General features: G+C 73.7%; 12 protein-coding genes. 6 read left to right on the forward strand and 6 right to left on the reverse strand.

What is annotated here, in order from left to right:
- Window positions 1–164 precede the first annotated feature (164 nt).
- The gene (locus tag DWB77_RS17475; RefSeq protein WP_120722149.1) at window positions 165–1,076 is read right to left on the reverse strand and encodes a DUF3027 domain-containing protein; all 912 of its coding nucleotides are present in this window, start codon (window positions 1,074–1,076) and stop codon (window positions 165–167) included.
- 337 nt (window positions 1,077–1,413) lie between these two features.
- Here DWB77_RS17475 and DWB77_RS17480 point away from each other — a divergent pair, with 337 nt between their 5' ends.
- The 4 genes from DWB77_RS17480 (at window position 1,414) to DWB77_RS17495 (ending at window position 5,050) form a co-directional block, all read left to right on the forward strand.
- On the forward strand, window positions 1,414–2,769 hold the full coding sequence (locus DWB77_RS17480) for an MFS transporter (protein ID WP_120722150.1): 1,356 nt from the start codon (window positions 1,414–1,416) through the stop codon (window positions 2,767–2,769).
- Between the two features lie 127 nt (window positions 2,770–2,896).
- A complete protein-coding gene (locus tag DWB77_RS17485) occupies window positions 2,897–3,391 on the forward strand; it encodes a DUF2771 domain-containing protein (RefSeq protein ID WP_120722151.1) in 495 nt (164 codons plus the stop codon).
- 17 nt (window positions 3,392–3,408) lie between these two features.
- On the forward strand, window positions 3,409–4,140 hold the full coding sequence (locus DWB77_RS17490; protein ID WP_120722152.1) for a futalosine hydrolase: 732 nt from the start codon (window positions 3,409–3,411) through the stop codon (window positions 4,138–4,140).
- On the forward strand, window positions 4,130–5,050 hold the full coding sequence (locus DWB77_RS17495; RefSeq protein ID WP_120722153.1) for a 1,4-dihydroxy-6-naphthoate synthase: 921 nt from the start codon (window positions 4,130–4,132) through the stop codon (window positions 5,048–5,050). The genes DWB77_RS17490 and DWB77_RS17495 overlap by 11 nt, the downstream gene beginning before the upstream one ends.
- 30 nt (window positions 5,051–5,080) lie before the next feature.
- Here DWB77_RS17495 and DWB77_RS39295 read toward each other — a convergent pair whose 3' ends face one another.
- Complete coding sequence (locus DWB77_RS39295; protein WP_120722154.1) at window positions 5,081–5,464, reverse strand: cold-shock protein; 384 nt, start codon at window positions 5,462–5,464, stop codon at window positions 5,081–5,083.
- A gap of 135 nt (window positions 5,465–5,599) precedes the next feature.
- Between DWB77_RS39295 and DWB77_RS17505 the strand changes: the two genes are divergently transcribed.
- Window positions 5,600–5,887, forward strand: a complete 288-nt coding sequence (locus tag DWB77_RS17505) for a hypothetical protein (RefSeq protein WP_162952754.1) — start codon at window positions 5,600–5,602, stop codon at window positions 5,885–5,887.
- Between the two features lie 82 nt (window positions 5,888–5,969).
- Here DWB77_RS17505 and DWB77_RS17510 read toward each other — a convergent pair whose 3' ends face one another.
- The gene (locus DWB77_RS17510) at window positions 5,970–6,593 is read right to left on the reverse strand and encodes an HAD family hydrolase (RefSeq protein WP_120722156.1); all 624 of its coding nucleotides are present in this window, start codon (window positions 6,591–6,593) and stop codon (window positions 5,970–5,972) included.
- Window positions 6,594–6,924: 331 nt separating this feature from the next.
- Window positions 6,925–8,028, reverse strand: coding sequence for a hypothetical protein (locus DWB77_RS17515; protein WP_120722157.1), 1,104 nt, complete (start codon window positions 8,026–8,028; stop codon window positions 6,925–6,927).
- Window positions 8,029–8,212: 184 nt separating this feature from the next.
- Between DWB77_RS17515 and DWB77_RS17520 the strand changes: the two genes are divergently transcribed.
- On the forward strand, window positions 8,213–10,762 hold the full coding sequence (locus DWB77_RS17520) for a helicase C-terminal domain-containing protein (RefSeq protein ID WP_120722158.1): 2,550 nt from the start codon (window positions 8,213–8,215) through the stop codon (window positions 10,760–10,762).
- 256 nt (window positions 10,763–11,018) lie between these two features.
- Here the strand turns inward: DWB77_RS17520 and DWB77_RS17525 are convergent, their stop codons facing one another.
- Both DWB77_RS17525 and DWB77_RS17530 read right to left on the reverse strand, forming a co-directional pair.
- A complete protein-coding gene (locus tag DWB77_RS17525; protein WP_246033554.1) occupies window positions 11,019–12,203 on the reverse strand; it encodes an SPFH domain-containing protein in 1,185 nt (394 codons plus the stop codon).
- A gap of 41 nt (window positions 12,204–12,244) precedes the next feature.
- Window positions 12,245–12,496 carry a hypothetical protein gene (locus DWB77_RS17530; RefSeq protein WP_120722159.1) on the reverse strand — a complete coding sequence of 84 codons (252 nt, stop codon included), beginning with the start codon at window positions 12,494–12,496 and terminating at the stop codon, window positions 12,245–12,247.
- Window positions 12,497–12,577 lie beyond the last annotated feature (81 nt).

Consider the following 12,577-nt stretch of genomic DNA (forward strand, 5'->3'; position numbering starts at 1 on the left):
TCTCGGCGTGCGGACCGTGCCCGCGTCTCGCGCAGTTCCCCGCGCCCCTTAAGTGCTCGGTGCGGGCCCGCATCGGCCACCTCAGCCCGTCCGGCGATTGAGGACGAGCGCCCTTAAGGCGCGAACGGGGTCTGGGGCGGAGCCCCAGGAGAGGGGCGGCGGGGTTAGGAGTGGCCCAGGTCTTCCGTGGCGTCCGCCACATCCGGCACGGACCCACCCCGATCCGGCCGGAACCGGAACGGATCCGCCCCCACCGTGTCCAGCACCGGCGAAGCCGGCCGCGGCGGCGTAGGCATGACGGCCGCCTCCGAGTGCCCCCCACAGCCGTAGTCGAACGCCACGACACGCCCGTCCGCAGGACCGAATTCATTGGCGCAGATGCCGAACGCCTGGGAGAGCGATCCCGCGATCGGCACGAGGAAGGCACAGGAGACGCAGGAGGCCGGCGCCGCCTGAGCCATCGCGGTCTTGCCGCCGAAGGACTCCTCCCACCGGTCGGCCGCCGCGTGCAGCCCGTACCGCGAAAGGACCCGCGCCCGGCGCATGCCGAGTTCGTCGGCGACGGACGCGACGGAGCCGCGCGCGCTGCCCGCAGGGGCCTCGCGCTCGGACAGCTCGGCGTCCTCCGCCTCGATCCGCTCGGCCAGCTCCTGCGAGAGCACCGAGTTGGGCGGCGGCGCGTCCTCGCCGGTGTAGCCGGGTTCCAGGCGCGGGTCGTCGGCCTCGGTGGGCAGCAGGTCGCCGGGTCCCATGTCGCCGGGCCGCAGCCGCTCGCTCCACGGCACCCACTCGGGGGCCTGGAGGGCGTCGGGGCCGGGCAGCAGGACCGTCTCGTCGAGGGTGACCAGCTTGGCGCGCGAGGCGCGCGCCACCGTCACCGCCCAGCGCCAGCCCCGGTAGCCGGGTTCCTTGCACTCGAAGAAGTGCGTGACGACCCGGTCGCCCTCCGGCACGAGGGTCACATGCTCGCCGACCACACCCGGCGCGGCGGCTTCCTCCGCCGCCTCGCGGGCTAGGTCGACCGCCTCGGCGCACAGGCGGTCAGGGGTACGGCTTCGCGTCGTCGCAGCACTCACAGGTCTCGCTTCTCTCCTACGCCGTCTCACGGGTACGCCGGGGAGTCGACTGCGAACGGGCGGCGGGCGGAGCGGACCAGGGGGCCGCGTCAACGTCCGCGCCCGGGCGATCAACTGCCCAGCGACTGTCCAGTTCACTGACCAAGGGGGTCCCCCCTGCTCCGTATGAGCGTGGAGGCGCACCTTCTACGATCCATTCTGCGGGATCGCGGAGAGGCGCGCGGCCTTGGGCAGCCGCGGGCGGCGCGCCTGTCACGCTACCCCCTTCGTGGCCCCCGGCCCACCTGCGCGTCCGAATCCTGGTTCGGGTCGGACGGGGTTGGGGCACTATGGCGGGGTGGCAACCGCAAGGTCGTCAGGTTCTTCGGACGAGTCCGGCCGCCTGCGCAGGGCAGGCCGGACGGTCGGTCGCGCCCTGCATCTGCCGTTCACGGGGACGGCGCGTTCGATCAGAAAAGCCACCCATGCGCACGGCGCGGGTGAGTCGGGGCTCGGCAAACTGATCGAGCTGCACGCTGTGAACGGCGCCGGCGACGTCATGATCACCGTGGCGCTCGCGTCGACCGTGTTCTTCTCCGTGCCGACCGATCAGGCCCGCGGCCGCGTCGCGCTCTATCTGGCGATCACGATGGCCCCCTTCACTCTCCTGGCGCCGGTGATCGGCCCGCTGCTCGACCGGATGCCGCACGGCCGCCGCGCCGCGATGGCCGGTGCGATGGTGGCCCGCGCGCTGCTCGCGCTGACCATGTCCGGCGCGGTCGCCACCGGCGGCCTTGAGCTGTACCCGGCGGCACTGGGCGTCCTGGTGGCCTCGAAGGCGTACGGCGTGGTCAGAAGCGCCGTCGTGCCGCGGCTGCTGCCACCGCGCTTCTCGCTGGTGAAGGCGAATTCGCGGGTCACCCTGGCCGGCCTGCTCGCCACGGGGGCCGCCGCCCCGATCGGCGCGGGGCTCTCCCGCATCGGGCCCGAATGGCCGCTCTACGGGGCGTTCTGTGTCTTCGTTGCGGGCATGTTCCTGGCCTTCTCGCTCGACCCGAAGGTCGACTCGGCGAAGGGCGAGACCAAGGCGCGGCTCTCCGACCGGGGTGAGCCGAAGCCCAGTCTGCGTACGGTCGGGGTGTCCGTGCAGAACGGTCTGTACGCCAATGCCGCGCTGCGCGCGCTCTCCGGGTTCCTGATCTTCTTCCTGGCGTTCCTGCTGCGCGAGCACCCCCTGTCCGGGCAGAGCGCGGCCGTCTCGCTCGGCATCGTGGGCGTCTCGGCGGGCGTCGGCAACGCGCTGGGCACGGCGGTCGGCTCGCTGCTGCGGGCGCGCGGGCCCGAGGTGCTGATCGTGACGATGCTGACGATCGCGCTCGGCGTCGCGGCCCTGTCCGCCGCGTTCTTCAGCGGGGTGATGGTGGCGGTGCTGGGCGCGACCGCCGGACTCACCCAGGCCCTGGCCAAGCTGTCCCTGGACGCGATGATCCAGCGCGACGTACCGGAGGAGGTCCGTACGTCCGCGTTCGCCCGGTCGGAGACCCTGCTCCAGGTGGCGTGGGTGCTCGGCGGCGCGATCGGCATCGCGCTGCCGCTCAACGGCGCCCTCGGCATGTCGGTGGCCGCGTCCCTGCTCGCGCTCGGCGCGGCCGTCTCGGTACGGGGCCTGCTCGGTGCGGCCCGCCGGGGTTCCCCCCGGCCGCGCGTCGCCTGAGCCGCGGCCGGAGGGGCGCGCCACACAGGCACGGGCGTCGCCCGGGCCCGGGTCCTGCGGGGCGCGCCACACCGGCACGCCGCACCCCCGCGCGGCGTGGCTCGGGACGACCGATAGCCTTCGCTTCATGACCGTTGCGTTCATTTCCGGTAGGACCCGCCGGGCCGGCTTCGCACTCGCCGCCGCCTCCGCAGGACTCCTCGTCCTCTCCGCCTGCGACAAGCCGACGCCTCTCGCGACCGTGACGGTCGGCACGAACTCCGTCAACGCCGAGGCGTCCTGTCGCGGCGAGAACGGCAAGGCGCTCGCCGACGACAAGCTGACCGGCTGCCTCAGCGGCGTCAAGGACGCCAAGTCCATCGACTACGCGCCCGGCTCGACGCTGCGTCTCGGCGTCGACCCCGACGTCGTCGAGGACGGCCACAAGTGGATCGCGCTCCTCGACGGCAGCCCGATCACCGAGGCCTCCGCCCAGACCTACCGCAGCTTCCCCGGCGCCGACGTCTTCTCGACCGGCGGGCAGGGTGCCGCGCCGAAGGAGAAGAAGGTGAGCATCGTCCAGGTCAACAAGGACAGCAAGCCCGTGTCGGTCTGGAGCTTCACCCTCAAGCGCACCTCCTGACGAGCGGGCCCCGCCTGATGCGTGTGCTGGTGGTGACCGCGGTGGCGGCGGAGGCGGACTCCGTCGCCGCCGGCCTGGCCCGTGCCGGTTACGTCTCGCCGGGCCCCGCTCCGGTACGCCCCGGCACCGCGCAGCCGCTGGAGCCGCCGGTACGCCTGTGTGCGGGCGGGCACGAGATGCACGTACTGCCCGCCGGGGTCGGCCCGGCGGCCGCCGCGGCCGGCACCGCCCTCGCGCTCGGCCGGGCCCGGTACGACCTGGTCGTCTCGGCCGGCATCGGCGGCGGCTTCGCCCCGGTCGCGCCGCTCGGCACGCTGGTGGTGGCCTCGAACATCGTCGCCGCCGACCTGGGCGCCGAATCCCCCGAGGGCTTCCTGCCCGTCACCGCGCTCGGCTTCGGGCGCGACACCCTGACCCCGCCGGCCGAGCTGTGCCGCGCCGTCGCCGAGGCCCTGGGCGCCCGGAGCGGCCCGGTCCTCACCGTCAGCACCGCGACCGGCACGGCGCGGCGCACCGCCGAACTGCTCGACCGGCATCCCTCGGCGGTGGCCGAGGCGATGGAGGGCTTCGGCGTCGCCGAGGCCGCCGCCCAGTACGGCGTGGAGGCCCTGGAGATCCGCGCGGTCTCCAACTCGGTTGGCCCGCGCGACCGTTCGGCCTGGCGGATCGGCGACGCGCTCGCCGCCCTCACCGACGCATTCGGCAAACTCCCGCCCGTACTGGAGAGTTGGACGCCCCATGAGCACTGAACCGGCTCCGAAGACCACGCGCACCGAAGCGGCGCTGAAGATCGCCTACTCTCCCTGCCCGAACGACACCTTCGTCTTCGACGCCTGGGCGCACGGCCGGGTGCCGGGCGCGCCCGCCCTCGATGTGACGTTCGCGGACATCGACATCACCAACGGCATGGCGGAGCGCGGGGAGTTCGACGTGCTCAAGGTGTCGTACGCGGTGCTGCCGTGGGTGCTGGACGAGTACGCGCTGCTGCCCTGCGGCGGCGCGCTCGGCCGGGGCTGCGGCCCGCTGGTCCTGACCCGGCGGCCCGGGGACGGGGGCGCCTCCCTGCCCGAGCGAAGCCGAGAGCTCGGGGGACTGACGGGCGCGACGGTCGCCGTGCCGAGCGAGAAGTCGACGGCGTACCTGCTGTTCCGGCTGTGGGCCGCGGACGTCGTGCCGGACGGGGTCGGCGAGATCGTCGTCATGCCGTTCCACGAGATCATGCCCGCGGTGCGCGACGGCAAGGTGGACGCCGGACTCGTCATCCACGAAGCCCGGTTCACCTACCAGAACTACGGGCTGCACTGCCTCGCCGACATGGGCCGGCACTGGGAGGAGACCACCGGCCTGCCCATCCCGCTCGGCGCGATCATCGCCAAGCGCTCCCTGGGCGAGGACACCCTGCGGCTGCTCGCCGACTCGGCCCGCGCCTCGGTGCGGGCCGCCTGGGAGGACCCCGAGGCGTCCCGTCCGTACGTAAGGGAGCACGCCCAGGAGATGGACCCGACGGTGGCCGACCGGCACATCGGGCTCTACGTCAACGAGTTCACCGCCGACCTCGGCGAGGACGGCTATGCGGCGGTACGCGGACTGCTGACCCGCGCCGCGGCCGAGGGGCTCGTCCCGCCCCTGGGCCGCGACGCCCTGGAATTCCTCCACTGAGCCGACTGAACCGGCTGGACCTGCCTACCCCTAGACGTCGAGCTGGTCGGCGACCGCGCGCAGCAGGCCCGCGATCTTCCCTCCGGAGGCCTTGTCGGGGTAGCGCCCCTTCTCCAGCATCGGCGTGATGTTCTCCAGGAGCGTCGTCAAGTCCTGCACGATCGAGGCCAGTTCGTCGGGTTTGCGGCGCTGGGCCGCGGCCACCGAGGGGGCGGGGTCGAGGACCGTGACGGAGAGGGCCTGGTCACCGCGCTGCCCGGCGACGACGCCGAACTCGACGCGCTGTCCGGGCTTCAGTGCGTCGACCCCTGCGGGGAGCACGGAGGAGTGGACGAAGACGTCGCCGCCGTCGTCGCGGGAGAGAAAGCCGAAGCCCTTCTCGCTGTTGAACCACTTGACCTTGCCGGTAGGCACGTCTGTCCTCGTCCTCGTACTCGTCGTTGGGTGCGGGGCGCCGAAAACGGCTCTGGATAGCACTACAGCGGGTCGCCTGCCGACCCGCCGACATCAAGGCTAATGGTCCTGGGGCTGCTGACAAGACGGCCCGGGCTGTCCTTACGAGCAGGGAACTACCCTGGCGGGGTGAGTACCGAAACCCAGGCCAAGGCCGACCGCTCCGCCCCCACCACCGGTGATCGGCTGGTTCGTATCGGCGTCGTCGTGTTCTTCGTCGGCGCGCTCGCCACACTGGTCACCGTGGCGCCGCTGTTCCTGCACATCGACCCGTTCCCGTCCTTCGCCTATCTGGTCTGCATGCTGATGGGGGCGGGGTTCCTGATCGCGGGGGCGGGTGTGTTGCTGACCATCGCCGAGGAGCGGCGCGGGGCCCGCGCCTGAACCGGCCGGACCCCTGCCCCGGCCGGCCGGGCCGACGCGCCGACCGGCGGGCCCCGTACCGGCATACGAGCCAGGGCCGACGTCAAGCGCGTTGCGCGGCGTAGCCCTTCAACCAGGCCGGAAATGACGTCAGATCGTCGAGGACGACATCGGCGCCGGCCTCGCGCAGTTCGACGGCGCCGATCGGCCCGGTCGGGACCGCGACCGAGAGGGCGCCGGCGGCGCGGGCACCGAGCACGTCCCCGAGGTGGTCGCCGACGTACACCGCGGCGCCGTGCTCGCGCAGCGCGGTCGCCTTGGCTTCGGCCCACAGCCCGCCGATGACCGCGTCCGGGGTGATGCCGAGGTGGTCCAGGTGCAGTTGGGCCTGCGGCGCGTTCTTGGCGGTGACGACGACGGCCCGTCCGCCCAGCTCCTGGACCGCGCGCACGGCGGCGGCCGCGCCGGGCAGCGCGGGGGTGGGCAGGATGGCGCGTGTGGGGTAGATCTCACGGTATTTGAGGACCATCGCGGGAATGTGCTCCTCGGCGAACCAGTGCCGCAGCTCCCAGTCGAGCGGCGGGCCGAGCCGGCCGACGGCCTGGTCGGCGTCGATGTACGTACCGGTGGTGGCGGAAAGTTCCTGGTAGACGGCGCGGATGCCGGGGCGGGAGTCGATCAGGGTCATGTCCAGGTCGAAGCCGACCGTAGGCGCGTCGTAGGGCATCCCCCCATTCTCCCCACCCCCTGGGGCTCCGCCCCAGACCCCGATCGCGCCTGAACGGCGCTCGTCCTCAATCGCCGGACAGGCTGAAATGCCCCGATGCGGGCCAGCACCGACCCGCCAGGGGCGCGGGGAACTGCGCGAGTAGCGACCACGACCCGCACACGGCCGAGGGTTTAGGGGCGCGAGGAACTGCGCGACCAGCCACGCACGGCCCGCGGCCGAGAACGGGTTTCAGGGGCGCGGGGAACTGCGCGAGAAGCGGGCATGGTCCGCAGGGGGCCGGGATCCCCCGGAGGGTTTCGGGAAGGGGCGGGGTGGGGGAAAGGCACCCTCACTGCCCTACCCGCCGCGCTCGCCACACCAAAAACCCCGCCGACGCCACCGCCGCCACCCTCACCAGCCACGGCCACATATCCGTCATCGCCGCCCCCATCTCCCCCTGCGCGATCGGCTCGCCCCACCGCCCGTCCTGGCGGCCCCAGAGCCACACGAGTCCCCCGAGCAGGGTCAGGCCGGGCATGCCGAGGACGGCCCACTTCGACTCCGCCCGGGTCAGCCGGCGGGACGCGTACGCGAGGAGCCAGCCGGCCCCCAGCGCCACCCACAGGCCGAACAGCGCGCCCGTCGCGAGCAGCGCCGCCGCGAGCAGGAGGAACGGGTTCGCGACAGCGGGACGGGCCCCCGCCTCGGCCGAGCCACGACGACGTCGGCGCAGACGCGGCAGCCGACGCCCCGAGGGGACGACCTCGACCAGGTCCTCGTCCTCCGCGACGCCGCCGACGCCGTCCTCGTCCCCGCCCTCCGCATCGGCCTCCCCTCTCCGGCGACCGCCCGCGTCCTTGCCCTCCCCGAGCTCGTCCTCGTCCTCGTCCACCGGCGGCCGCAGTATCTCGGGGATCTCGACCCCGCCCACGAACCCCGCGATGGAGTCACCCCCGAGCAGTCCGGGCGCGCCGGGGGAGCCGCCGGGGCCGATCCGCCACCAGTCGGGTTCGTCGCCCTGGCGGCCCAGCTCGTCCATGCCCGCCAGATGCGGCGGCGACGGCAGCGACGAGGCGGCGGGCGGTGGCGTCTCGGCCGACCTGCGCGGGCGGGGGCGCGGAACACGCTTGCCCCGCCCGGGGAACGGCCGGTCGCGCTGCACCGGTACGGCAGGGTCCGGCGCGGGCCGTGGAGCGGGCGCGCCGGATCCGAAGCCCGGCGCCGTGCCGGAGGCCAGCGCGTCCACCACCTCCTCGGGCGTTCCGAACCGCCCGAGCACGCGCCGTACCGTCGCCGGGGTCTCCGTCGCGTACTTCGCCCGTTGTTTGTCGATCTCGTTGCGCAGCGACGACACCAGGCGCATCCGGTCCCCGGACGGCACCTGCCGCTGCTGGGCCAGGTCGCCGACCCGGCTCAGATAGTCGTAGACCAGCTGGTCGCTCTCGATCCCCACGCGTGTTTCCCCTCCACGGGCCCCGCCCGCCCCGAACCCTCCAGCCAGGGGTACCCCCGTACGGGCTCCCGAGGCCCGGGAAGGACCGTCGGCCTCCCCGGGAGCCGCCGTCCGGCGGTCCGGTCGCGTTTCGGACACCGGCTCCGGGTCCTGACGGTAGCGCGCACGGGCTACCGTGGGGCGGATGGGGACCGGCGAGCGCAATCAGGAGGCGCACGTGTCCGAAGGATCGACCGGCGCGACGAGCACGGCTGCCGCCGGCGCGACGAGCAGGGGTGCCTCCGGCGCGACGAGCAGGGGTGCCGCGGCCGCGGCACCCCGTACCCTCGCCGAGTCCCTGCGTGCCCGTTCCGACGCGTCGCTCGCCGCGCTGCTGCGGATCCGGCCCGATCTGCTCAACCCGGTCCCGAGCGACCTCACCCAGCTCGCCACCCGCGCCGGAACCCGCGCCTCGGTGGTGCGGGCCCTGGAGCGGCTCGACACGTTCGCGTTGCAGACCGCGCAGGTCCTGGCGGTGGCCCCGGAGCCGGCTCCCTACGAGGCGGTACGCGCTCTGCTGGTCGGGGACGACGGTGACGCGGCGGTCGAGGCCGCGCTGCCCGGCGCGCTCGCGGCGCTGCGCGAGCAGGCGCTGGTATGGGGCGGGGACGACCGGCTGCGCCTGGTGCGTACCGCCCGCGAACTGCTCGCGCCCTCGCCGCACCACCCCTCGCCGACCGGTCTCGGCCCGACGGTCGCCGAGGCGACGGCGGGGATGTCGCCGGGCCGGGTCCAGGAGATCCTCCAGGCCGCCGGCCTGCCCGCGACCCACGACCCGGTGTCCGCGGTCACCGCCCTGACCTCGCTCTTCACCGACCGCGCCCGCATGGCCGAACTGCTCGACAGCGCCCCGTCCGAGGCGCTGACGGTCCTGGACCGCCTGGTGTGGGGCCCGCCGTACGGGGAGGTGTCGGCCGATCCGCCGCCGCCGGTGCGCTGGCTGCGCGACCACGGTCTGCTGCTCCCGGCGTCCGCCCGCACCGTGGTGTTGCCGCGCGAGGTCGCCCTGCATCTGCGCGCCGGGCGCGCGCACCGCACCACCGAGCCGGTGCCGCCCGCCGTCGCGCCGCTGCGCGAGTACCGTCCACAGGTTGTGGACGCGGCCGCCGCGGGCCAGGCGTTCACCGCGCTCACCACCGTCGAGGACCTGCTCGCCGAGTGGAACGAGGGCGGCCCCGCCGTGCTGCGCGCCGGTGGTCTGTCCGTACGCGACCTCAAGCGCACCGCGACCGCCCTCGACACCTCGGAGCAGACCGCCGCGTTCTGGCTCGAACTCGCTTATGCGGCAGGCCTGTTGGCGTCCGACGGCGAGGCGGACGAGCGGTACGCGCCGACCCCCGAGTACGACGCATGGCTGGAGCTGCCGCCCGCCGAACGCTGGGCGCGGCTCGCCATGGCATGGCTGGCGGCCACCCGGACCGCCGGTCTCGTCGGCGAGCAGGACGCCAAGGGCCGCACCCTGTCCGCGCTCGGCCCCGACCTCGACCGCTCCCCCGCGCCCGAGGTCCGCCACCGGGTGCTGACCCTGCTCACCACCTTGCCGGAGGCCACCTCGGCGGAGCCCGGCTCGCTGCTCGCCCGGCTGCGCTGGGAGCACCCGGCCCGCAGCGGCCCCGACGACCTGCGCCCGCGGCTGGCCCAATGGACGCTGTCCGAGGCCGAGTTGCTGGGGGTGACCGGCCGGGGCGCCCTCACCACGCACGGCCGCACCCTGCTCGCCCCGGCCACCGGCGCCGCCGAACGCGAGGCTCTCGGTCTGCTCGCCGCGAAGGCGCTCGCCCCGCATCTGCCCGAGCCCGTCGACCACGTACTGCTCCAGGCGGATCTGACGGCCGTCGCGCCGGGGCCGCTGCGGCGGCCGCTCGCGGCGATGCTCGGGGTGCTCGCCGACATCGAGTCCAAGGGCGGCGCCACCGTCTACCGCTTCACGGCCGGCTCGGTGCGCCGCGCTCTCGACGCCGGGCAGACCGCCGCCGACCTCCAGGCGTTCCTGACCGAGCACAGCCGTACGCCGGTGCCGCAGCCGCTCAGCTATCTGATCGACGACGTGGCCCGCAGGCACGGGCACCTGCGGGTGGGCGCGGCCTCGGCGTACGTACGCTGCGACGACGAGGCGATGCTGGGCGAGATCCTCGCCGACAAGCGCAGCCAGCCGTTGCGGCTGCGCCGCCTGGCGCCCACGGTCCTCGCCACCACGGCCGAACCGGCCGCCCTCCTCGACGGGCTGCGGTCGATGGGATACGCCCCGGCCGCCGAGTCCGCCGAGGGCGATGTCCTGATCACCCGCGCCGACGCGCGCCGCACGCCGCGCCGTGCGGCGCCCGCGCCGGTACCGGACGGGCCGCCGCGGCCCGACGAGACGCTGCTGGACGCGGCGGTGCGGGCGATTCGGGCGGGGGACACGGCGGCGACGGTCGTCCGCAAGGACCAGCCGTCGGCCGCCGCCGGCGCGCCCGGCGCGCTGCCCCGCACCTCCTCGGCGGAGACGCTGGCCACGGTGCAGGCGGCGGCGATGACGGGGTCAGCGGTGTGGATCGGGTACGTCAACGCGGAGGGCGCGGCGAGTCAGCGGGTCATTGCGCCGGTGCGGGTGGAAGGGGGGTTTGTGACGGGGTACGACCATACGGCGGACGAGGTACGCACGTACCCCCTCCACCGCATCACCGGCGTAGCCGAACTCCCCGACCCCGCGTAACCCCCACCCCTGGGGCGTTTGCCCACCCACCCGCCCGTGCAGGGGGTTGGATGGCCCCGGCCCCCTGGGGCTCCGCCCCAGACCCCGATCGCGCCTAAAGGGCGCTCGTCCTCAATCGCCGGACAGGCTGAGGTGGCCTGCACTGGCCAGCACCGAGCACTTAAGGGGCGCGGGGAACTGCGCGACCAGCCACCCGCGGCCCGCAGACGAAAACGGGGTCCCAGGGGCGCGAGGAACTGCGCATAAAAGGCCCCCGCTAGTCGAGGCCCACCGGCCCGTCCCCCTTTGCCGCGCCTCCCGACCCGGAGCGCGAGGACAACCCCGGCAGCGACAGCTGACCGCCCTTCCCCTCGGACCGATCCGAACCACCCAGGTTCTGACGGACCGAGTCGAGAATGGTCAGCCCCTGCCCGACCAACCCCGCCGCAATCTCCCCCAACCCATCCGCCCCGTTGAGCACATTGACGTTCGCCCCCGCGAGACCCCCCGCCGCCTCCTTGACGATCTGCGGAAGCTGGTCGATGAGCATCCGGTCGAGCGCCACCCGGTCGTACGACGCCGCCGCCTCGGCCTGGATCTTCATGCGTTCGGCCTCGGCGATCGCGAGCACCTTGATGCGTTCGGCTTCGGCCTCGGCCGGCTTGACGATCTCGGCGACGAGCTGCTGCTGGCGCAACTCGGCCGCCCGCTCGGCGAGTTCGGTCTGGGCCGCGAGCACCTCCTGCTGGGCGTGGGCCTGGGCGAGCGGGCCCGCCTGGGCGGCCTGCGCCTGCGCGCGGTCGACCTCGGCGGAGTACTCGGCCTTGACGACCGCGGTCTGCCGCGCGTATTCGGCCTGGTTGCGCGCCGCGACCTGCTCCGCCTCGACGGCGGCCTGGGTGGCCTGCGCCTGGGCGATCTGGGCGGCCCGGTGGATGGCGGCCTTGTGCGGCGCGGACATCGCGTCGATGTAGCCGACGTCGCCGTCGTCGATCGACTGGATCTGCAACGAGTCGACGATCAGCCCGATCTTCGCCATCTCCGTCTTGGAGGTCTCAAGGACCTCCGCGGCGAGCTTCTGCCGCTCGGTGACGATCTCCTCGACGGTCATCGAGCCGATGATGGACCGCAGGTGACCGGCGAAGATCCGGCCGGTCAGGACGGACATCTGGTCCTGGTCGGACAGGAAGCGCTGGCCCGCGTTCACGATGGACTCGGTGTCGTTGCCGACCTTGAACGCGATCACCGCGCGGACGTGCAGCGCGATGCCCTGCTTGGTCACACACGTCTCGGTGACCTCGGCCTCACACATCGAGAGCGTGAGGAAGCGGGTCTTGCGGAAAACCGGCAGGACGAACTTGCCGTGGCCGGTCACTACGCGGAACGGGGCACCCCCGAGACCACGCCTGCCACCCGAGATCAGCATCGCCTCGTCGGGGGCGGGCACCCGGTAACCGAACATCCTTTGTCTCCTTTGAAACGACGTCTCCCTGGAAACGACGTCTAGCCGGCGTCGGCGGAAAGGCCGCCCGACGCGTCCAGCGGATCGGCCCACTCGATGACGTCCACCTGGCGGGTGCCACGGGATCCGATCACGAGCACGGTCGCCCCCTTGGGCAGGGGCTCCTGCGACCAGGCGAGGAAGGCCTCCGTGCCGCCTCTGACACTCACCACGACCTCGCCGGGCCCGGCGGTTCCGCGGGTGGCGACGTGCAGCACTCCGGGGCAGCCGATGACGGCTTCGTCCTGTTCCACGCCCTGGCGCCCCCCATCGTTGTGGTCCTGGATTCCAGACCTTAGACCTGAGGGGATCAGCCGCCTATCCTCGGGCCGCCC

It is taken from the genome of Streptomyces hundungensis, from assembly GCF_003627815.1.
Classification (GTDB): Bacteria; Actinomycetota; Actinomycetes; order Streptomycetales; family Streptomycetaceae; genus Streptomyces; species Streptomyces hundungensis_A.

Excerpts from the sequence above, each read along its gene's own strand:
- DWB77_RS17485 (WP_120722151.1), top strand. The coding sequence starts at position 2,897 with ATGACCGTTGCGTTCATTTCCGGTAGGACCCGCCGGGCCGGCTTCGCA.
- DWB77_RS17490 (WP_120722152.1), top strand. The coding sequence starts at position 3,409 with ATGCGTGTGCTGGTGGTGACCGCGGTGGCGGCGGAGGCGGACTCCGTC.
- DWB77_RS17495 (WP_120722153.1), top strand. The coding sequence starts at position 4,130 with ATGAGCACTGAACCGGCTCCGAAGACCACGCGCACCGAAGCGGCGCTG.
- DWB77_RS17510 (WP_120722156.1), bottom strand. The coding sequence starts at position 6,593 with ATGCCCTACGACGCGCCTACGGTCGGCTTCGACCTGGACATGACCCTG.
- DWB77_RS17520 (WP_120722158.1), top strand. The coding sequence starts at position 8,213 with ATGGGGACCGGCGAGCGCAATCAGGAGGCGCACGTGTCCGAAGGATCG.
- DWB77_RS17525 (WP_246033554.1), bottom strand. The coding sequence starts at position 12,203 with ATGTTCGGTTACCGGGTGCCCGCCCCCGACGAGGCGATGCTGATCTCG.